This window comes from Flavobacterium lindanitolerans, assembly GCF_002846575.1.
Classification (GTDB): domain Bacteria; phylum Bacteroidota; class Bacteroidia; order Flavobacteriales; family Flavobacteriaceae; genus Flavobacterium; species Flavobacterium lindanitolerans.
Genome location: NZ_PJND01000008.1, coordinates 117,816 through 139,564, shown reverse-complemented (window position 1 = coordinate 139,564; position 21,749 = coordinate 117,816). Strand labels below are relative to the sequence as shown.

The 21,749-nt window shown below is 40.1% G+C and carries 19 protein-coding genes; 4 read left to right on the top strand and 15 right to left on the bottom strand.

Going from position 1 to position 21,749, the window contains the following annotated elements:
* Positions 1–114: 114 nt before the first annotated feature.
* From B0G92_RS10475 to B0G92_RS10465, 3 genes are read right to left on the bottom strand one after another with little or no spacing between them, the layout of a single operon-like run.
* Positions 115–1,209: an efflux RND transporter periplasmic adaptor subunit gene (locus B0G92_RS10475; RefSeq protein ID WP_056066311.1), complete on the bottom strand. Its 1,095-nt coding sequence runs from the start codon at positions 1,207–1,209 to the stop codon at positions 115–117.
* Complete coding sequence (locus B0G92_RS10470) at positions 1,199–4,483, bottom strand: efflux RND transporter permease subunit (protein WP_056066314.1); 3,285 nt, start codon at positions 4,481–4,483, stop codon at positions 1,199–1,201. Before B0G92_RS10470 ends, B0G92_RS10475 begins: the two co-directional genes overlap by 11 nt.
* A gap of 12 nt (positions 4,484–4,495) precedes the next feature.
* Positions 4,496–5,881, bottom strand: coding sequence for a TolC family protein (locus B0G92_RS10465; protein ID WP_101472154.1), 1,386 nt, complete (start codon positions 5,879–5,881; stop codon positions 4,496–4,498).
* 165 nt (positions 5,882–6,046) lie between these two features.
* Here B0G92_RS10465 and B0G92_RS10460 point away from each other — a divergent pair, with 165 nt between their 5' ends.
* Both B0G92_RS10460 and B0G92_RS10455 read left to right on the top strand, forming a co-directional pair.
* Positions 6,047–7,087 carry a sensor histidine kinase gene (locus B0G92_RS10460; protein ID WP_101472153.1) on the top strand — a complete coding sequence of 347 codons (1,041 nt, stop codon included), beginning with the start codon at positions 6,047–6,049 and terminating at the stop codon, positions 7,085–7,087.
* The gene (locus tag B0G92_RS10455; RefSeq protein ID WP_310793705.1) at positions 7,084–7,779 is read left to right on the top strand and encodes a LytR/AlgR family response regulator transcription factor; all 696 of its coding nucleotides are present in this window, start codon (positions 7,084–7,086) and stop codon (positions 7,777–7,779) included. The genes B0G92_RS10460 and B0G92_RS10455 overlap by 4 nt, the downstream gene beginning before the upstream one ends.
* A 3-nt stretch (positions 7,780–7,782) precedes the next feature.
* On the opposite strand, the gene B0G92_RS10450 is transcribed toward B0G92_RS10455, so the two are convergent.
* Together B0G92_RS10450 and B0G92_RS10445 are read right to left on the bottom strand one after the other, a co-directional pair.
* Positions 7,783–8,205: a hypothetical protein gene (locus B0G92_RS10450; RefSeq protein WP_101472152.1), complete on the bottom strand. Its 423-nt coding sequence runs from the start codon at positions 8,203–8,205 to the stop codon at positions 7,783–7,785.
* A gap of 94 nt (positions 8,206–8,299) precedes the next feature.
* On the bottom strand, positions 8,300–8,887 hold the full coding sequence (locus B0G92_RS10445; protein ID WP_101472151.1) for an autotransporter domain-containing protein: 588 nt from the start codon (positions 8,885–8,887) through the stop codon (positions 8,300–8,302).
* A 231-nt stretch (positions 8,888–9,118) separates the two neighbouring features.
* Here B0G92_RS10445 and B0G92_RS10440 point away from each other — a divergent pair, with 231 nt between their 5' ends.
* Positions 9,119–9,559: an SRPBCC family protein gene (locus B0G92_RS10440; RefSeq protein WP_101472150.1), complete on the top strand. Its 441-nt coding sequence runs from the start codon at positions 9,119–9,121 to the stop codon at positions 9,557–9,559.
* Positions 9,560–9,876: 317 nt separating this feature from the next.
* Positions 9,877–12,654, top strand: coding sequence for an aconitate hydratase AcnA (gene acnA, locus B0G92_RS10435; protein ID WP_056066331.1), 2,778 nt, complete (start codon positions 9,877–9,879; stop codon positions 12,652–12,654).
* A gap of 55 nt (positions 12,655–12,709) precedes the next feature.
* Here the strand turns inward: acnA and B0G92_RS10430 are convergent, their stop codons facing one another.
* The 10 genes from B0G92_RS10430 to B0G92_RS10385 form a co-directional block, all read right to left on the bottom strand.
* Entirely contained in the window at positions 12,710–13,996 is a 1,287-nt protein-coding gene (locus tag B0G92_RS10430) for an MFS transporter (protein WP_101472149.1), read from the bottom strand.
* 37 nt (positions 13,997–14,033) lie between these two features.
* On the bottom strand, positions 14,034–14,624 hold the full coding sequence (locus B0G92_RS10425; RefSeq protein WP_056066338.1) for a TetR/AcrR family transcriptional regulator: 591 nt from the start codon (positions 14,622–14,624) through the stop codon (positions 14,034–14,036).
* Between the two features lie 128 nt (positions 14,625–14,752).
* On the bottom strand, positions 14,753–15,394 hold the full coding sequence (locus B0G92_RS10420; protein WP_056066341.1) for an MgtC/SapB family protein: 642 nt from the start codon (positions 15,392–15,394) through the stop codon (positions 14,753–14,755).
* 288 nt (positions 15,395–15,682) lie between these two features.
* Complete coding sequence (locus B0G92_RS10415) at positions 15,683–16,642, bottom strand: transporter family protein (RefSeq protein WP_101472148.1); 960 nt, start codon at positions 16,640–16,642, stop codon at positions 15,683–15,685.
* A gap of 10 nt (positions 16,643–16,652) precedes the next feature.
* Complete coding sequence (locus tag B0G92_RS10410) at positions 16,653–17,696, bottom strand: cytochrome-c peroxidase (protein ID WP_101472147.1); 1,044 nt, start codon at positions 17,694–17,696, stop codon at positions 16,653–16,655.
* A 104-nt stretch (positions 17,697–17,800) separates the two neighbouring features.
* Positions 17,801–18,622, bottom strand: coding sequence for an MbnP family protein (locus tag B0G92_RS10405; protein ID WP_101472146.1), 822 nt, complete (start codon positions 18,620–18,622; stop codon positions 17,801–17,803).
* A 103-nt stretch (positions 18,623–18,725) separates the two neighbouring features.
* Entirely contained in the window at positions 18,726–19,088 is a 363-nt protein-coding gene (locus B0G92_RS10400; protein ID WP_235498546.1) for a hypothetical protein, read from the bottom strand.
* Positions 19,089–19,208: 120 nt separating this feature from the next.
* Positions 19,209–19,703, bottom strand: coding sequence for a GNAT family N-acetyltransferase (locus B0G92_RS10395; protein ID WP_101472145.1), 495 nt, complete (start codon positions 19,701–19,703; stop codon positions 19,209–19,211).
* A 20-nt stretch (positions 19,704–19,723) separates the two neighbouring features.
* Positions 19,724–21,193: an aminotransferase-like domain-containing protein gene (locus tag B0G92_RS10390; protein ID WP_101472144.1), complete on the bottom strand. Its 1,470-nt coding sequence runs from the start codon at positions 21,191–21,193 to the stop codon at positions 19,724–19,726.
* Positions 21,181–21,546: a hypothetical protein gene (locus B0G92_RS10385; RefSeq protein WP_101472143.1), complete on the bottom strand. Its 366-nt coding sequence runs from the start codon at positions 21,544–21,546 to the stop codon at positions 21,181–21,183. The genes B0G92_RS10390 and B0G92_RS10385 overlap by 13 nt, the downstream gene beginning before the upstream one ends.
* Between the last annotated feature and the right edge of the window lie 203 nt (positions 21,547–21,749).

Genomic DNA, 21,749 nt, shown 5'->3' with positions numbered 1-21,749 from the left:
AATAATTGCTCGCAAAGGCGCTAAGACGCTAAGGTTTTGTGATGCTAAAATTATAAAAAAGGCTCCCGAAAAAGATTCCGGGAGCCAAAGGGTTATTTAGAAGGGGAGGAAATTTTATTTTACAGGAGTTCCGTCTTTTATTTCTTCCGAAGCCAGTTTGACCAGTTGTGCATTTTCGGGAATATCTCCGAAAATTTCCACACGGTCTTCTACTTCGCGGCCTTTTTGAACTTGTTTTCTGACGGTTTTATTATCTACAACTTCCAAAACAAATGTTCCTTCACTTGAGGTAACCAATGCAGTTTTAGGAATAACATAATTGCTGTCCTGAGCTTTTAGTGGTAGTAATACTTCAGCTACCATGCCCGGTAAAAGTTTTTTAGTAGTATTGATAACATCCATTTCAACACGTTCTGAACGCAGTCGGCTATCCAAAGCTCCTGACATACGGGATACTTTTGCTTTAAAAGTTTGTCCCGGCATTGATTTGACGCTGAAACTAATCTCATCTCCGTTTTTCAAATAGCCTGTATACATTTCAGGAACATATACGGAAAGGCGAAGTTTGCTTTGTTCCTGTAATGTAAACAAAGGCAGTTCTGAGCCTTTTCCGGCCGGGCCAACATAAGCGCCAAGATTGACATTACGGGCAGCAACGACTCCATCAAATGGTGCACGAATTTGCAGATAACCCTGAATGTTCTGGATTTCTTTATAAGACGCTTTGGCCGCCTGTAGCTGTGCATAATCCGAATTTTTTCTGGCTTCAGACTGCTCCAGGTCATTTTTGGAAATAGTTCCTTCTACCTTACTGGTTTCCAGAATTCTTTTATAGGTGCTGTTGCTTGCCATATAGACCGCTTCCTGAGAGCGGAGTCTTGATTCTGAAGCGGCAAGTTGGGAACTGATTTCCGGTGCTTCCAAAACCATTAAAAGCTGTCCTTTTTTTACCTGACTTCCAATATCTACTTTCAGTTCTTTTACAAAGCTGCTTACTTTAGCGTAAATATCAACCTGCTGAAAACCTGTGAGTTCTGCGGGAATCCGTAGTTCTGTAGATAATTTTTCTTTGCTGATTTGAAAAGTTTCAATAGCAGCAGGTGCTGTTTCTTCAACAGGTGCGGCTTCAGCCTTTTCTGACGGGCCACAGCTGTTTAAAACAGCCAGAAGCAATAATAGGGCCGATGTTCTGTATAAATTATTTTTCATTTTGTGGGTGTAATGATGATATATAATGTTTACTTTCTTTGTCTTCCGGGTCCAGTGATACGGATTGTGTTGAGGTTTTACCTTGTACCCATGCAAAAATCAGAGGTAAGATAATCAGTACCGTAAAAGTAGAGAATAATAAGCCTCCAATAACGGCTCTTCCCAAAGGCGAAACCTGGTCACCTCCTTCACCATGGCCTATGGCCATTGGCAACATTCCCGCAATCATGGCAACGCTGGTCATCAGGATAGGGCGAAGCCTTAAAGAAGCCGCTTCTCTGGCAGATAGGAGCGCGTCACCGTTATGTTTCCGGAGCTGTTCTGCATTCGTGACCAAAAGTACGGCATTGGCAATGGAAACCCCAACAGACATGATGATTCCCATATAGGATTGAAGGTTTAATGTTGAGCCGGTGATTAACAAAAGCAATAACGAACCAAGAACTACCGCAGGAACTGTTGTCAGGATAACTAACGAAATACGGAACGATTGGAAATTGGCTGAAAGCATCAGGAAGATAACAACCACGGCAACCAATAATCCGCCTTGCAGGCTGCTCATGGTTTCTCCCAATACTTTGCTTAATCCGATAGGTTCGATAAACAGACCTCTAGGCAGTTCTCCTAAAGAAGCGATAGTTTTCTGTACGTCTTTTGAAGCCGTTCCCAAATCGGTTTGGTGAATATTTCCGGTTACAGAAATATAGGGCATGGCACCTAGATTGTCATTTTCTCCATAGGTGAAAGAAGGCGTGATTGTAGCCACATCGCTCAAGACAGGCCTTGTTGAATTTTTAAGCAAAGGAATTTCGCCCATATCATGAACGCTTTTCATCTTGTTTAAAGGAACCTGTACCTGTACATTATAAGACAGTCCGGCTTTTTCATCAATCCAGGTATTTTTTTCAGTATATCGGGAAGATGAAGTCGAAGCGATTAAGGAACGCGATATTTCGTTCATATCAACGCCAACCTGCGCTGCACGTGTCCTGTCGATATTAATATCCAATGACGGATATTTGATAGGTTGCGCAATCTGAACGTCTCTGAAATAGCTGATTTTATTTAGCTTGGCAATAATCTTATTGGCATATTCTTCATTCAGCTTTTTATTTTTTCCCGCAATACGGATTTCAATAGGAGTAGGAGAACCCTGGCTCAAGACCTTATCTGTGAGTTCGATTGGTTCAAAAGAAATCTTCACGTCTGGCAGAATTTTCTTAATCCTTTCGCGAAATTGGTCTTTAAATTCATCCATATCGGCATGATAATCTTTCAATCCAATCTGGAAAACGGCTTCATGCGGTCCGGCTGTAAACATATAGATTGGCGATACGGAAAAGAGGGAAGGGTGTTGCCCAACATAAACCGAAGAGATAGAAACATGTTCTTTGCCTACCATATTTTCAAGTTCTTTTAAAGCTTTTAAGGCTTTTTCTTCCGTACGCTCCAAACGGGTTCCGTCGGCAGCACGAAGTCGCATCTGGAACTGACTTGAATTGACTTTAGGAAATACGTCCTGTCCAATTACATTAAGGAGCAGTATTGCCAATCCTGTGATACCTAACAAATAGAAAAGCGCAACCGGTTTTCGAAGCGGGAACAGGCGTTCCAGCATTCGCATAAACCGATTTCTGAATCGTTCAAAACGACTGATTTTTCCATCATTATTAAAATCCTTCCTTTCAACTAATATTTTCTTTTGGTTGAATGTGTCATCTTCTGATTCCGGCGTAAGTCCTGAAGCAATAAATTCAGCTTCATCGTCTGTCATTTCCGGACCATGTTTTTGTTTAGGATGGCTTTTCATCAGCCAGTTTGCCATAACCGGAACAAACGTCTGCGATAGCAGGAAGGAAATAATCATCGAGAAACCAATTGCTAAAGCCAACGGCAGGAACAAGGCTCCGGGTATTCCTTTCATGGTAAATGCAGGGGCAAAAACAGCAAGAATACAGAGAAGAATCAGCAGTTTTGGCAATGCAATTTCCTTACAGGCATCCCAAATGGCGAGTGCCTTGGGTTTTCCCATGTCGAGATGCTGGTGTATGTTTTCAATAGTCACCGTACTTTCGTCAACCAGAATTCCAATAGCCAATGCCAATCCGCTGAGGGACATCAGGTTGATGGTTTGTCCGAATAATTTTAAGAACAATACACCTGAAATGATAGAGATAGGAATGGTAAGGATTACAATAATAGCGGCTCTGCGGTCACCTAAAAACAAAAGTACCATCAATCCAGTCAGTACCGCACCAATAATACCTTCGGTAATCAAACTTTTTACGGAATTGATTACATAAACAGACTGGTCAAATTCGTAGGATAATTTTACATCTTCCGGAAGCGTGCTTTGTATTTTTGGCAAATCTGCCTTTAGCTTTTGTACTACATCCCAGGTAGAAGCATCTCCGGCTTTTGCAATACTCACATAAACAGAGCGTTTTCCGTTAACCAAAGCATATCCGGCAGTAATATCGGCACCATCTTTTACAGTAGCTACATCGCCAAGATACAGGTTTTGAATACCGCCTTTGAATAATGGAATCTTTTCAAAATCCTTAATTTCCTTGATAGTATTGTTTGTTGGCGTGATATAGTTCTGGTCGCCAATCCTTACGTTTCCGGAAGGAGCCGTTTGGTTGTTGATACGGATAGCATCTACAATCTGATCAGGGGTAAGATTATGTGAACGCAATAAATCCGGGTCAACATTTATTTCAATAGTTCGCGGGCTTCCTCCAAATGGTGGCGGTGACAGCAATCCGGGAATTGAAGTAAAGGAAGCACGGACATACACGTTAGCCAAATCCTGTAATTCATTGTTGGAACGCGTTTTACTGCTCAATACCAACTGACCAACAGGAAGGGAAGAAGCATCAAAACGGATAATAAACGGCGGTTGTGAACCCGGAGGGAAAGCAGCCTGAATCCTGTTGGAAAGCGCACTTAATTCGGCAGCGGCCTGTGCCATGTTGGTATCCTCATAATAGGTCACTTTCATCAATGTCAATCCCTGAATGTTTTTGGTTTCAATCGACTTGACACCATTGGCAAAAAGCATAACGTTGACATAGTTTTTTGCAAAATAGGATTCCATCTGGTTTGGAGTATAACCTCCAAAAGGGTGAGCCAGATAAATTACCGGAAGGTTCATTTTTGGCAGAATATCTACTTTGACGTCACGAACGGCCCCAATTCCGAAAAAGAAAAGCCCGGCCACTAGTACCAATATGGAGATAGGTTTGCGAAGTGCAAAACGTATTAAATTCATCTGTGGTAAAAATTAAAATTCATTAATAAATAATTCAAAATCTCCTGTTGCGGCGGCTTTCATCAAAAGCGATTGCCAAACATTGGTATAAATGATGTCCCTGTCTATTTCGGCACGGTTCAGCGTATAAAGCGTTTGGGTGACATCCACAAGATTGGTCAGTCCGTTTTTATAGAGGGTTGTTTTTTGAAGATAGGCCTGTTCTGCCGCCTGTACCTGTTTTGGAGCCTCAGCATAATTGTCCATGGCATATCTGATTTTGGCATCGGCAGCATCAGATTGTGTCTTGAGTTGCTGGTCAATTACATTGTATTCCTCCTGCAAAGCTTCTGAGATGAGCTTTTGGGCACTCACTTTTTTGCTTGACCTTGCAATGGAGGTAAGATTCCATGTAACACCAACACCAAGAAGATAATTCTGGCGGTCAGGACTGATTCCGTCAAAATAATTTCGTGTATAAGAAGTCTGGTCTACAGCATAATTGGAATTGAATCCCGAAGCACGTGTCTGGTAAACACCAAAAAGACTAAAAGTAGGATAGTACTCCCTTTTGAAAAGCCTTACCTGCTGTTTGCTGAAATCAATTCGGCTTCTGTAATATTGCAGTATCGGATTTAGTGTGTCGGTTGTTGTTTCGAGTCTTAGGATGGACGTCGGTATTTTTTTTACGAATGTACTGTCAAGAACATAGTCTTTGATGTCTGTTCCCATAAGAGCCACCAGCTTGTTGTTCAGTTCTTTGACCTGGTCTTTGCCCTGATTCAGCATGATTTTTGCCCTGGATACTTCGGCAGAAGCCAGTGTTGAATCTACACCGGGAAGCAATCCGTTTTTTACTCGTGCCGCCGCTATTTTTTGGAAAACAACGGCTCGCTCCAGATTTTTTTCCTGTGAAATAAGCAGTCGTTGGCTTGCCAGCAGGTTAAGATAGGCAGCAGAAATTTTGATTTTGTGCTGGAATTTTTCCTGTTCCAAATCTTTTTCAGAGCGTTCTGCATCTGCTTTTGCCAGATTGATTCGCTGTTTTGCTCTTCCAAAAGTGAAGAAATCCCAATTCATGTTGACCAGATATAAGGCCCCAAAAGCCGCATTCCAGTTTTGTTCAGGGAGTGGTAGTCCGGATGAAGCAACACCAAGTCCGCCAAATCCATACAAAGGTCCGTTTTGGCCATTGACAGTTCCGTAGTCTTGTTGGGCCGCCAGATTTAAGTTGGGCAGATAGTCTCTGCGTGCCTGTTTTACGCTTTCTTTGGAAGCCTCGGCATATTTGTTTTTTGCCTTTAGGGTTCCGTAGTTAGTCATTCCCGTTTCTACAGCTTCTTTCAGGCTAAGGGTTTGGGAAAACCCTTGAAAGAAAAAGAGGGTTAGAAGGAAAAGACTTATTCTTTTTGTAGTCATTTTTTAAGCCTGATATAAGTTTGAAAGTGCAAATTTACAGCAGACGTAGCAGGTGAGGCTGTTTTAAATGACAAATCGTTCATAAAAAATGACGAATTCAATTGGTCATTAAATCCGATAAAAATTTAATAATAAATCGTTAATTTGTAGCCTTAATTGCAAAAAATGAAATTGAAAGTCGACAATGTTTTGGACAATAAATGGTGGCAGGAGGTTGCAATATTACTGTTTTCATTCTCTATTTTTTCCCTGAAAAACGATTGGATTTTATTTAATTCTCCAATTGCTGTTTTTTCCGGTGTAGGCTATTACCTGATGCTATACCTGCATGCACAGGCCAACCGCTTTTTTTTATTACCCATATTGGTAAAAAAACATAAAGGACTTTTATATCTGGGACTGACGATTTTGCTGGCGCTTCTTTTTTCGGTTATCGTTTATGAGATTTCATCGGTTTGGCTAACCAAAGCTTCCTCCTTATATGAATTCTCTCACCAGAAGAGCTACCAATACCAACTGGCAACTGTTGTGGGAACTTTAATCTGTATTTTAGGGCCTGTCATGTTCCTTAAGTTTTACAGAGAAGAAAAGAAAAAAAGGGAAGAGGCTTTACTCTTTAACCAGATGCAGCTCAACTCGCTTAAAAGCCAATTGAATCCGCATTTTCTTTTTAATACTTTTAATACGCTTTACGGAATAAGCCTTGAATTTCCGCAAAGAACTCCGGATTTGATTATGAAAGTATCGCAACTGATGCGCTATCAGCTGGAAAGCAATGCGAAACAATGCGTATCGCTGGACGAAGAACTGTCTTTTATTAACAGCTACATACAGCTTGAAAAGGAGCGCGTTGGTTATCGTTGCGAGATTACTTATGAAAGCAGGATTGATAATGAAAATGCCTATAAGATTTCTCCCATGCTGCTGATTGCTTTTGTAGAAAATGCGTTCAAACACGGAACCTGTGCTATTGAAAATTGCTATGTACATATTATCATAGTCGTAGAAAAAGGAAAATTGTGTCTGAAAATCCGAAATTCCATACCCGAAAAGAAAGTAAATGTCGTTTCTACAGGAATAGGAATCAGGAACACGACGGAACGCCTAAAGCTTATTTACGGCAATGATTACAAACTGGACATCAACAATTCGGGTAAGGAATATACAGTCGATTTAGAACTTCCCCTGAAAAAAATAGCCGAATGATGAAAGATCCTAAAAAATGCATTATTGTTGATGACGAACCTGCGGCCCATTATGTGCTAACGAATTATATTCGTCAAAATCCGGAACTGGAACTGGTACACCAATGCTATAATGGCATTGAGGCAATGAACTATATTAGGGAAAACCCGGTTGACCTGATGTTTCTTGATATTGATATGCCTGAAATAACCGGACTGGAATTGCTAAAGATTCTTCCGTCACAACCCAGAACCATCCTCACTACGGCATATTCTGAATTTGCTTTGGAAAGTTATGATTATGGCGTAATTGATTACCTTTTAAAACCCATTTATTTTCCACGTTTTTTGAAATCTATTGAGCGTTTCTTTTCTTTTTATGCCGAAAAAAAGGCGATGGTTTCCAATCTGTTTATCAGCATAAAAGCAGATGGGGGAATAGTAGACCTTGATGTCAGGAAGATCCTTTTTGCACAGAGCTATGGCAATTATGTCAAGATTTTTACATCCGGGAAAACATATTTGGCTTCAATGACTACCAATGAGCTGGAAGCGAGTTTGCCGGGAGGGCAGTTTATACGGGTTCATAAATCCTATATAGTGGCCGTTGACAAGATTGAAGAAAATGAAAGAGATGTACTTGTCGTGAACAGCCAAAAAATTCCGGTGGGCATTACTTACAGAAGAGAACTGGAGCGTGTGCTTGCCCGATAGGTTTTATCTGATTTCTCCTTCCAATTTATAAATCCTTTTAATTTCATTCATAGCCCGGTTGCTTAGGAAATATTTTGTTATCATGGAATCGTTATATTCTGCTTTGTATTCCTTTAGCTGTTCCGGTGTCAAGATGCTTCTGAACTGATTTTCAGATTGAAAAATAACCAATGCTATATCGGAATTTTTTTTCAGCCTGTTTTTTTCCAACTGTTCCTTTTCCTTTTTCCAGATGCCAATGGCAATTTCTTCCTGTTCTTCACTTAATGGCAGGAACGAAATGGAAGTAATCTTATGTTTTATGAACTCTACTTCGGTTTCGGCTGCATTGGATTTGGCATTAATCATGGTTATTGTTTTGGTAACCCTGCAGCTTGTAAGCATCATAAGTGCAATTAAAGAAATAAGGAAAAATGATTTTTTCATTGATGATGTGGTATTTGCGAATTAAGTAGATTTATGTAAGGCTAAAAATTCGGAACAGTTTCTGTATTTTTAGCCTTAGCAGTTAACTGTACAATTAGAAACTGTATCCGATTTTGATTCCTCCTCTGAATACAAAGTTATCGACATCTTTATTGTCTACATCACCTTTACCTTTTACTTCCCATTTCCAGTTAGCTCCAACATACGGGTCGATACTTACATTTTTTCCAATCATGAATCTGTAACCTACGTTTGGATTAATAATACTCCAGTAAGAATAGGTTCCGTCAAATTTTCCTAAACCTCCAATATTTTCATCAAATTTTATGTTTCCATAAGAAATAAAGTTTTCAGCATAAAATCCGTCCCATTTTCCTTTTTCAATATAGGTTCTGCTTCCCAATTCAATTACAAAACCGGTTCCGTCTACGTCTACAATATTGTTGTCATAATTCATCATTCCGTAAGAAAGATTCAATATGTTGGAAGAGTTTCTTCCGCTGTCTAAATTCTTGCTTTTATATTCCAGGCTCAATCCAGCTTGTGAAGGGTCGGAAAAAGTTGTATTTCCAGAAATGGTAAATCTTGGTTTTAGCCCGGATGTTTCTGTGTTGTCATTTTTTGTTTCTTGTGCAAAACTGAATGTTGGCAATAAGATAGCTAGAAGTAAAATACGTTTCATTTTTATATGTTTTAAAGTTTGTGTTTCTGGTGCCGATTAAAAACCGACTTCTATTAGCATAGACGCAACTCGTTTGAAAATGGTTGCATAGGCTGTGAAAAAAAATAAAAATCTTACCCAAATGACCCTCGATATTGTCGCATTTTACCCCTTTACACTAATCAAAAAGGATGGATATTTGTAATAGATGGTCTGATAAACAGACTGCTACAACTAAAAAACAATAAAACGATGAAAAAAATAGAATTTTCAATAGAAGTGGATGCACCACGCGAAAAAGTATGGGACATTTTATGGGGAAAAGATACTTATCCGCAATGGACAGCTCCTTTTAGCGAAGGATCGAGAGCAGAAACGGATTGGAAAGAGGGAAGTAAAGTACTTTTCCTGAATGCAGATAATGAAGGCATGATAGCCAGAATTGCAAAAAACATTCCCAATGAATACATGTCTATTGAGCATTTAGGAGTCATAATGGACGGAATCGAGCATACAGAAAACGAAAAGAGTAACGATTGGGCCGGAGCCCTTGAAAATTATACCCTAAAGATGGTAAATGGTAAGACGCAGCTTTTGGTTGATATGGGCATAACCGAGGAATATGAGGATTTCTTCAATGAAACCTGGCCCAAAGCGCTGAATAAAATCAAGGAATTATCTGAAAAGAAATAACAATCGATTTCAGAAATGACTGTTACTTCATTCGGAATAATTGGTTCTAATTTCTATATTTGTAAATAGTTAAGTTTAAATAGTTCGATATCAATATATTGCTTGAACTTATAATTGTTTTCAATTATATAGGATTTGAATTAGTTACTTAAATTATGCAAGCAATGAGCCCCATGAAAATGGGGCTTTTTGGTTTTGTAAGGTAAATTTTTCTAAAGCCATAATTTTTCCCCGATTAATCAGCATTCCAAATATTGCTGTATCAGAGAGATGCCTTATCTTTATAGTACTTTTCAATTAACTAATACGTGTGATTTATGACAAAAGACATTTATCAGATTAAGAAATTGCTGAATACCAAAAACGGGGCCTTTACTTATTATAGCCTGCCTGAAATGGAAAAGCACGGATTCAACATCAAAAAGATGCCATTTTCTATCCGGATACTGTTGGAAAATGCATTGCGCAACTTTGATGATTTTGCGATTACACGCGAAAATATTGAAACCCTGCTGAATTGGAAACCCGAAGCTTCGGATAAGGACATTCCTTTTAAGCCGGCCCGCGTTCTGATGCAGGATTTTACAGGCGTTCCCGCAGTTGTTGATATTGCTTCACTAAGGGCCGAAATTGCCCGTAAAGGCAAGAATCCCGATGAAATAAATCCGTTGATTCCTGTAGATTTGGTTATTGACCATTCTGTGCAGGTCGATTATTTTGGAACGGAGTATTCCTATGCCCGTAATATGGATGAAGAATACAAGCGAAACAAAGAACGTTATCAGTTTTTGAAATGGGCACAAAAGTCGTTTAGCAATTTTAGTGTGGTACCGCCGGGCATGGGTATCTGCCATCAGGTCAATCTGGAATACCTGTCTAAAGGTGTGATTGAGCGTAATGGGGAAGTGTTTCCGGACACGCTGGTAGGAACAGACAGCCACACACCAATGGTGAACGGAATAGGCGTCATAGCATGGGGTGTTGGAGGAATAGAGGCAGAAGCTGCCATTTTAGGACAGCCTATCTATTTTATCATGCCGGAAGTCATAGGATTACGACTTACTGGAAAGATTCCGTTAGGCTCTACGGCAACTGATATGGTTTTGACTATAGCCGAACTGCTTCGCAAATATGGCGTAGTTGGAAAGTTTGTTGAAGTTTTTGGTCCGGGACTGGATAATCTTACTGTTCCTGACCGGGCTACAATAGGCAATATGTCGCCGGAATTTGGTTGTACGGTAACCTATTTTCCAATTGATGAGAAAACATTGGAATATATGCGTATGACAAACCATTCGGAGAATCAGGTGCAGCTTGTAGAAGATTACTGCAAGGCCAATTTATTGTGGCGTACCGGAAATGAAGAAATCACCTATACACATGTTCTGGAATTAGACCTTTCAACGATAGAGCCAACAGTTGCCGGACCTAAAAGGCCGCAGGATAAGATATTGCTGAAAAATTTTCCGACAACGTTTATCGATGTCCTGAATCAGTCATTTGGGCGTAAATACATCAAACCGCAGGAACAACTGACACGATGGTTTGCCGAAGGAGGAAGCAGTTTGCCCATACAAACGGAAACTGCGATGGTGCCGGATACGAAGATTGAGGAAAAAATAGAAGACGGTATGAAAATCGTTACCGTAACTGTAGGGCAGGAGCAGTTCATGTTATCGGATGGTGCTGTTGTTATTGCCGCCATAACTTCCTGTACGAATACCTCAAATCCCTATGTGATGATTGGAGCAGGACTGGTAGCCCGAAAAGCAAGAGAACGCGGACTCAATGTAAAACCGTGGGTCAAAACCTCTTTGGCGCCGGGTTCCAAAGTTGTAACGGATTATCTCATCAAAGCCGACTTATTAGATGACCTGCAATCAATGAAGTTTCATATCGTAGGTTATGGCTGTACTTCCTGTATTGGAAATTCAGGACCGCTTCCTGCGCATATAGCCAAAGCTATTGAAGAGCATGATTTGGTAATGGCTTCTGTACTTTCCGGTAACAGAAATTTTGAAGCAAGGATACATCCGCAAATCAAAATGAACTTCCTGATGTCGCCAATGCTGGTTGTTGCTTATGCAATTGCCGGTCGCGTTGACATTGACCTTTTAAATGAACCAATTAGCTATGACCCAAATCAGCAGCCGGTCTATTTAAAAGATATATGGCCTTCAAACGATGAGATTAACAGCATCATGAGCTCAGTATTATCACCTAAACAATTTGCCAACAGCTACGGGACTATTTTTGACGGTAACGAAATCTGGCAGAACCTTGAGGTGCCAAACGAAAAAATATATGTCTGGGACAATCAGTCTACCTACATAAAGGAAGCTCCTTTCTTTAAAAATCTTCCTGACCATCCGCAACCCTTGAAAGATATAGAAAATGCCAGTGCATTACTGGTTTTGGGCGACAGTATTACAACCGACCATATTTCGCCAGCCGGTTCTTATGGTGAATCATCCGCTGCAGGAAAATACCTGCTTAGCCGCGGAGTACCTAAAGAAGAGTTTAATTCGTATGGTTCGCGTCGTGGACATGATGAGGTTATGATTCGCGGTACTTTTGCCAACGTCCGTATTAAAAACAAATTGGCAGATAAAGAAGGCGGTTATACAAAATACCTGCCAACAGGAGAGGAAATGACTGTGTATGATGCTTCGGTTAAATATAAAGAAGCACAGACACCGTTGATTATTCTGGCCGGAAAAGAATACGGAAGCGGTTCTTCAAGAGATTGGGCTGCGAAAGGAACTTTTTTACTAGGCGTTAAGGCGGTATTGGCCGAAAGTTATGAAAGAATTCACAGAAGTAATCTGGTAGGGATGGGCGTATTGCCTTTGCAATATTTGTCCGGTCAGAATGCGGAGAGTTTGGGACTTACCGGAACCGAACAATTTAGTATAACCGGAATTGCCAATGACATCAGGCCGTTAAAAGAAGTTGAGGTTACTGCCCAAAGGAAAAACGGAGAAAAAATCCAATTTAAGGCCATTGCCCGACTGGATTCCAAAATTGAAATTGAATATTATAGAAACGAAGGAATATTGCAGTATGTATTAAGGCAGTTCCTTCATAAATCATAGGGCAAATCCAATTAGTATAAAAAAAGCGAAAAGATATTCTTTTCGCTTTTTCTTTTTAAAGTACTTCATTTAAGTTTTGCGGTGCTTCATCTTTTGACGGGGCGACCTGAGTATACTGTGTTTTTTTAATTGTCAGCTTGTAGACACGCCACATCAGGATAATACTGATAATGGAGATACAGACAATTACATATCCTACAATATTGTAATTTACTAACGGACTTCCTTTGCTTTCCTGCGTAACAATCATACCGGCTACTGCAGCGGCAATTCCTCCCGCAATTTGCTGTAGTGAAGAGTTGATGCTCATAAAAGCGCCACGGTCTGCCATATCAGGAACAGCACTTGTCAAAGCCGAAGATGGAATCATACGGCTCATAATACCCATCATCATCATGATATTCAATACCATAACAATTGGCAAGGGCGTAACACTAAGATTAGTATAAACTACACATATAATCATCATCCATACCGATGCTCCTGCAAATAAAGTGTACTTGTTTATTTTATCGCTTAGTTTTCCTATTATTGGCATGACAACCAGCGAACTGATACCCGAAACCATTAGCAACATGGTAAGTTGATTATAATTAACCCCAAGATTGTTAACCGCAAAGGCACTACCAAAAGGCATCATCATAAATCCACCTATTGAAAGCAGGGCTGTTGATGTAAAAGCAATGCGGTAATCGCGTTTTGAAACCGTATGCCATAAGTGAACAAAGGCGGACTTATCATGCTGTAAGGACAGGTGAGCTGTTAACGGTTTTAAATAGACAGCAATGGCAATGGCTATGAGAACACTGAAAGCAGCAATCATCCAGAACGGAGCTTCCCATTTCCACAATGTAGCAATATAGATACCGATAGGTACCCCTAAAACCTGGCTGGCTCCAAATCCCATCTGGATGAATCCCATGACGCGACCACGTTGTTGCAAAGCAAATATATCAGTAATAATAGCCATGGATATGGAACCGATAACACCGCCAAAGAGTCCGGTAAAGATTCGTGCGGCAACCAGCATCGTATAATTTTCTGCGAGTCCGCAAAAAATAGTTCCGATAATAAAACCGATGTAAAAGAACAGTAATAACTTCTTTCTGTCAAATTTGTCTGCAAAACCGGCCGTTAGCAATCCGGATACTCCGGCACTAAACGCATAGGCTGAAACGGCAACGCCAAAAGCCGAAGGTTTTAAATCAAGTGATTTCATAAGCATATCACCCAAAGGCGACATGACCATAAAATCCAGTATGACCGTAAACTGTGTTATGGCCAATATAAAGATTACGAATTTTTGATAACCCGTAAAAGACAAGGATTGTTGTTTGTCCATATTTTTGATGAATTGATGATTTTAATTAGCGTATGAATTATTTTTTCAATGCTTTTATTACAAAGTCGAAGGTCAGCCATAATACTTCGTCAGTAAGCTTAAAAGGTCTCCCTCCTTTGCTTTTTCCTTCGTTATGAAAGCGGATGAGATTGTAGAGTGGGGCAAAAGCTATGGACCAATATACTTCAAAAGGCATTTTTTCAATTTCTCCTCTTTCGATGATATTGTGCATGAACTTGCCTACAACAGACTTGAATTCTTTCAGGAACGAGGCGAGAAATTCTTCCTGATAGGACGAGCTACGAAGCTGTTCAAAAAAAAGTGATGTCTTAGGATTTTTCATAGAATAGTTGCAACGGTTTTCCCATTGCTTACGCAAGCCTTCTTCGAGCGACATTTCAGGGTCAAATCCAACAATCATGGCAGCCCCCATTATGTTTCCTTCTTCTACTGCAATTTTCAGGATAAGGTCATCCCTGTCCTTATAATAAATGTATAGTGTGGCCACAGAAATACCGCAAGCCTTGGCAAGCTTGTTCATGCTAAAACCTTCCAGGCCGTGTGTCGCAATTAATTCAATTGCTTTTTGCCTGACAAGACTAATCTTGTCTGCATCTCTCATTCTCATGGTGCAAATATAAATGAATATTCATTCATTTATAAAAACAATGTAGAATTTTTTAAAAAATTATTGAAGAAATATTTTTGCTGAATTCTTTAAAAACATTTTTCAAAAGGCGGTTTCAGATGGGTATTTTAGCGCAATGTTTCAACCCGGTCAATGGAAGGCTCAGCCATAATCCTGTTGTTAAATGATATGAAATGGGTCTGATTTCCATGTATTTCCCAAACGGCGGTCATATTTTCCTTTTCCCTGATTTGCTTTACCATCTGATAGCGTATCCTGTGCTGTTTCATCAGGTTTTCGCATAGTTCAAGAGCCCCAGAGTTTTGCCGGTATTCAATGGTAAGTACCCTTAACTGATTTTTCTTATCGATGATTTTTTGAAAATAGGGAAGTATCAACAAGATAAATAATATGAGAATGCTGCCGCTTGCAGAAGCGAAATAATAACCTCCTCCAATTCCCATTCCTACAGCTGCAACAGCCCAAACAGTTGCCGCAGTGGTTATTCCGTTAATATGGTTGTCAGATTTGAAAATGACTCCGGCACATAAAAATCCCAATCCGGTTACAATATTAGAAGCTATCCTGTCAGGACTGCTGTCGCCTCCAATGGCAATCGACATTATTGTAAAGAAACAGGCTCCGAAAGAAATCATGATAGTAGTCCGGAATCCCGCAGGTTTTCCTTTATATTCTCTTTCGGCACCCACAAGACCACCCCATAAGATGGCGAGCAGGAATCGTATTATTATTTCAAAATCTACTGACATTGTATTTCTTGTTAGGGGTTATTCTTTAAACTCTTCGCTTATACTTTCTTTCAGGTCATATCAATAGCCATTGTTTGTCTAACACTTTTTGTTTTTCTGACTGAAGCAGTTTGATAAAATCATTTACTCCCACAGGTTCGTTCCCGTTTCCGTGAATTGTCAAATAGTACTGCTAAAATAAAGATTTTTAGAAAAAGAAGCTATAATAATCTGACAACGAACCCTATCGGATTTTTAAATTCCGGCTATTGAGTCTGTGCAGTGAAATCAACAGCCGGAATTGGATATTTAAAGAGAATAGTTCAGGTTCAATGACCATCTGTAATTAGCCTCGACTCTGCCACCTGTCAGATTTTGGTTAATAGGCAGCATAGTACTTAGTCCTAACGCCCATTTTTGGAGTCCTATTTCTACGCCCATTTTACCAAACAATATGTCTCCGGCCGTGAGCGGTACTTTTTCGCCATGGTCTTTATTGTCCTCATATTTTTCTCCGGCAAGTCCTAATTGTGGTACTACATTCAGGTTTTCAATTTTAGCGTTGTAAAACAGCGTAGCCGCATAATTAAACTGATTGCCAAACTGATATTTTTTCTCATTTTCAGTTTTGAAAATATAGTTGAGTATAGCATTAAGTCCCAGATTCTTTCTCTTTACAGTATATTCTGTAGCCAGCATATAATCCCAACTTCCGGTTCCTAACTGGAAACTTGGGTTTACGCTGCCGTTATTGGCGCTGTCATATTTTCCGGTAGGCGCTTTTAGGCCCGCACCTAATTGAAATTTGTGAAATACGGTTGCACTGTCGGTTCGGGTTCCGAAAAGTGTATAGAACCCCATTACGGTAATGTCGCCTAATCCGTTAATATCTTCTTTTCCTGTTGCTTTTTCGCGGTTGTTAAAGTGATAAGGAATCAGGCCCATAACTTCGATACGTTTTCCCAACGGTATTCTTGCCCATAACTGGGCGGTGTTGAAGTTTTCATCTATCCACGGAGAATTATTAAACACACCGTCACGGCTTTTATAACTTTGATGGAAATACCGGATGCCCACAAAATTGTTATTCAGCATGGAACTGAATCCCATGCTTCCGCCATTGGCAGAGCAACCACAGGCATCACAGTCTTCTCCAAAAAACAGGCTGTAGTTTCGGAACGGGTTGTAAATAGAATCTTCTTCGGCGCCTGCGCTGGCTGTCTGCCCGAAAAGGGCAAATAATGCGAGAATAAAAAATATCTTTTTCATTATTATGATTTTAGGTACGGAAATAGAAGAGCGGGTTTTGGATAAACTCTTCATCGGTTAGTGTTTTCAGAAATGCGATAATCGCTTCTTTTTCTGTTTGATTGAGCGGTATACCTAAGGTTGGATGCTGTTGAAGCAAAGGGTCGAGGTTTTCCGTGTTTTGTACTCCGTTAGAATAAAAATTCAATACAGATTGCAGCGAACCAAAACGGCCATCGTGCATGTAAGGAGCAGTAAGTGCAACATTCCTGAGGCTCGGGACTTTAAATTTATAACGGTCGCGGGCAAATCCGGTAACGGTTTCCCTGCCCAAATCATTTAGATTAGGATTGGGTGGCAGGCCATTGTTACGAAAGGAATTGTCTGTAAAAATGTCGGTTTTGTGGCATGAAGCACAGTTGGACTGGAATAGGGCACGTCCTTGTAATTCCTGATTGTTGAGTGTTCCGCCGGGCTCATTGCGTACAAATTTATCATATCTTGAATTGGCGGAAATCATCATCGTCATGAACTGACCTAATGCCTTAAGCATATTGCCTGAACTGACTTCCCTGTTTTCGAATGCCTGTGCAAACAGCTTGACATAGGCAGCGTCCTGTTTAAGTTTGGATACAATATTTTCCAGCGTTTCATCCATTTCTACGGGATTGTGTATGGGGACTATCGAAAGCATTTCCAGACTGTTGGAAGCCCCATCATAAAAATATTCGCTTTGAAAAGCCATGTTCTGTACAGCCGGAGCATTCCTGATTCCGGCAAGGTTGTCAATGCCATGGCTGAAATCGTGCCCATGATGCGTAAAAGCTGATGACTGTTCATGGCAGAAAGAACAGGAAACGGTTCCGTCTCTCGAAAGCCGTCCATCATAAAATAATTTCCTTCCAAGCTCAAAACCTTTTTGTGTTGGGAAATTACGACCAATGTCCTGAGCTGTTTCGGGAAAGTTTGCCGGGACAATAAAATCCAGCGGCTGGTTGATTTCAGTATAATTGCTATCATCATCCTGACATGAGAATATCGATAGCAGTATCAGAAAGAGTGCTATTCTTTTCATTGTATAAGTTTTGCCTGGAGTTTCCAGATTAGCATACGGAGACTATCCGGCCCTGTAACTTATTCAGGGCCGGATTCCTCTTTTTAGATTAGAAATACGGTGAATTAGTGGTGGGTTCCGGCACCATTGTGCACGTGGTCTACCGTAAACATCTTTTTAGTATTTTCCGCAATACTGATGAGGTTTTCTCCTCCCATAATGCTGGCTGCCGTGCCGGCCGGATTCATGTTCAGGCGTAATGCAATCTTATTATCACCGTCCAGAATAACATTCGCATCACTTTTGAGGTGGATGTTTGGCATTTCTCCTGTTCTGACACGTGCTGTGGTTGGAAGGTTAAGGGTAACTTCTCTATAGTTATCGGTAGCGGTATTGCTTCCCTGATGCACCATAAAGTTTCTGGAAACACCATCGCCTCCGGCGGCAGTAAACGTTCCCTCAAAATTGATGAAACGATATCCTGTAGACCAGGTCCAGGTCATATTATTGACGGCTGCCAGGTCCCAGAAGCTTTGCTGTGCAGTTTCGCCCTGCAGGTAGCGTTGCTGGTCGACCCCAATACCGAATTTGATTTTTTTATAATCGCCTACCGGTACGTTTTCTAAGTGAACTGTAAAAGTTCCGGCTTCTTCGCTGATAATAAAGTAGCTGTCGTCTTTTGGATAGGTAAATTGACTGCCATCTTCTTTAATGAGTACAAAGTTGCTCACGATATAGTTAAAACGTTGTAGTTTCAGGGTTTCGCCATTAGAATTGGTATAGGAATTTCCAAGTGTCAGTGCATCGCCTGACACGCCATTGTCAAAAAATAATTCCACGTCGCCAAAAGTTCCCTCTACGGGTTTGCTATCGTCATCACTGGAACAGGAAGTTAGAAATAGGGTAAATGCAATACATACTGCGATGTTTTTTATATATGATTTCATGATGTTTTTTTAAAATTTGATATAAGAGTATTGGCTCCGCAAGTTTTTTTGCGGAGAAAAAAGAGAAAAGTCCATAAGCAGGCACTTTTCGGAATATCAAAAATTAAAAAACGGGAGGGCGGAAGATAGACCTGCCATCCAAGTGACTGTACAAATTGGAGTAGAAGGTGTTGGAACTTTGATTGGCCAAAGGGCTTTTTACAGGAACGAGTCCGAAATCAAGTATTTCCTCAAAAAACAGGATATGGCTTTCGGAAGTCATAAACCTTTTTTCTTTGGGCTGATCGCTATCGTCCTGAGAAGATTTGGCAAGCTCCTTCATCAGATGACACTTACCGTTACATTTCATTTCGGGCTTGTCTTTGTTAATACAGAGCACCGTTGCGATGTAGTCGTAATTAATGGCATATTCGATGACTGGAAGCACGGGCTTCAGGAGCATAAACAATGCGAATATGGATGCCATTTTTTTCACAGCGCAAATTTACGGAAACACAATCAAATAGTGTAGGCTGTTACTTGTTTTTATTTGTTAAAAAAGGACTGCTACTGCAGCCCTTTAACTTATTCATTATGATTCACGATTTTACTCTTTATTTCCAAGTTCCAGAAGCATCTGTATATTAGCTCGTTTATAAGGGGAATTTTTTCTTTTAATCTCTTTAAATCCCAGCTTGTAATAAAGATTGATAGCGGGCACCAATTGAGTATTACTTTCCAGGTAGATTGTTGTAGCGTTGTTTTTAGTAGCCCAATCAATCACAAATCTGCCCAACAGTAGTCCAATGCCTTTTCCCTGTGCTTTTGGGCTAACGGCCATTTTCGCCATTTCATAATCAAAATCTTCCTGCATTTTAATCATAGCACAAACGCCTACAGGCTCATCATTCAAAAGGGCTATAAAAATTTCACCACCTTTGTCAAGGATATATTCTTTGGGATGGTCTAATGCGATAGTATCTGCAGCTTCAATTTCAAAATACTTTGAAATCCATTCGGTATTTAAGGATTTGAAAGCTTCCTGGTATTGGGGTTCATAAGTGACAATCCTGATGTTGTCTGTTTCTTTATTTGTGTTCATTAAGGGAGTTTTATTGTATTTTAAATGCTGTTTTTTATCAGTTTTCCTAATTTTTCCAGGTCGTTTTCTACACGATCAGTCCATTCCAGAGCATAATTCAAACGCATGCAATTGTTGTATTGGTTGTATTGGGAGAACATTCTTCCCGGAGCAAAATTAATCTTCTGGTTTCCGGCTACATCATAAAGGTCTTCGGTACAAATGCGTTTGTCCAATTCCAGCCATAACATAAAACCTCCTTTAGGTTGGGAGATTTTGGTATTGTCCGGGAAATAAGCTTCAACGGCACGCTGAATCTGCAGGTAGTTGGCATATAGCTTGTTTCGGAACGTGCGAAGATGGTGGTCATAACGGCCATGTTCTAAAAAATCAGCAATAACATCCGAATAAAGTGACGGATTACAGACGGTCTGCACCAATTTTTGCCGTATAATTTTATCTTTGAATTTGCCGGGAGCAATCCAACCCACGCGATAACCGGGAGCCAGCGTTTTAGAAACAGAACCGCTCCACAGCACAAGTCCTGCTTCATCATAAAACTTGCAGGGTTTGGGGCGTTCTGCACCAAAGAATAAATTACCGTAAATATCGTCCTCAATTAGCGGAACATTATATTCTGTAATGAGCCGTACCAATTCTTTCTTATTCTCATCAGGCATCTGGAAACCTAACGGATTATTAAAATTGGTCACAAAACAACAGGCTGCTATGTTAGGAAGCACTTTTTTTAAGGCATCCAGGTCTACGCCAAAAATAGGATGGGTAGGAATTTCGACCGCTTTTAACCCAAGCAACTGTATGGCCTGCAGAAATCCGAAATAAACAGGGCTTTCTACGGCTACGGAATCGCCTGGTTTGGTTACGGCCATCAGCGCATTGTAAATGGCATTCATCGCACCGGAAGTAATGACAAGGTCGTCTTCGGTTATTTTTCCTTCCAGAACGAGCGACCATTTTGCCACTTCGCGAAGCAGATGCTCGTTGCCTTGTACGGGCTCGTAAGCAGTACCGCCGTCATTTCTGCGACGAACAGTATTGATAAGGCTTTTATTTAATTTAGCCAACGGGAGAAAATTTTTTCCCGGAATTCCCAACGCAAATTGAGTAAAATCAGATTTGGCAATGGTTCCAAATACTTTGTCAATCAGGTCTTCCGGAGTTTTCTCTTTTTCAGTACTGCTAATTTTAGCCACAGTAGGCAGGGCAAGCTTACGTTGCGATGTCTTACTGACGTAATAACCTGATTTTGGACGTGATTCAATCAGCGAACGGCTTTCGAGCTCCAGATAGGCCTGCTTGGCAGTATTGATACTAACATTGTATAACTTCTGGGCGCTACGTATCGATGGCAATTTGTCTCCCAAGCGCAAAGTATCGCTTTGAATCTGCTCTTCAATAATTTTGGCAATCTTCAGGTATAGCGTTTCCTTGAGTTTTTCTGCATGGTTTCTTTTTTTTACACTATTAAAGTTGTGATTTAGTTGAGCCATTGCAATATTTTGTTTATCATGTTTTTTAATTGCTCAGGATTGCGAAATTTTCCGTTATCCTGTTTTTTAATATAGTCGGTAACGAAAGATACGAAGATTAATTTTTCTTCATCAGTCATTACAGAGGCATTGTAAACGTTAAAGTCAATTTCATCTTTTGAATTAAATATAAAACTGGCAAAGGCTACAGTTTTGTTTTCTTTTTTGGCTATTAAAAAGGGTACACCAAAGGCAGGAGTAATATCTTGATTTTTTGGGAATGCCTGAAAGAAAATTGTTTTTAGCGGTGCTATATCGGAAAGGTATACTTCAGCAAATTGAAGTGTTTCCTGATGTGTTAAGGGCGTTTCCATGATTTCTCGAGTCTAATTGTTAGAGTAAAGGTAGAGAGGTTTCGGATTTGGTTACAGATACAGAAATATGTTTTTTAATAGGTACAGATGATTGAAAATTTAGATTTAAGATTTAGGATTTAAGATTTAGGATTTAAGGTTTGTGATTTAGGATTTTGTAGTATTGTTTCTAAAAATACTTGGTATATTTGTTTTTACTTAAC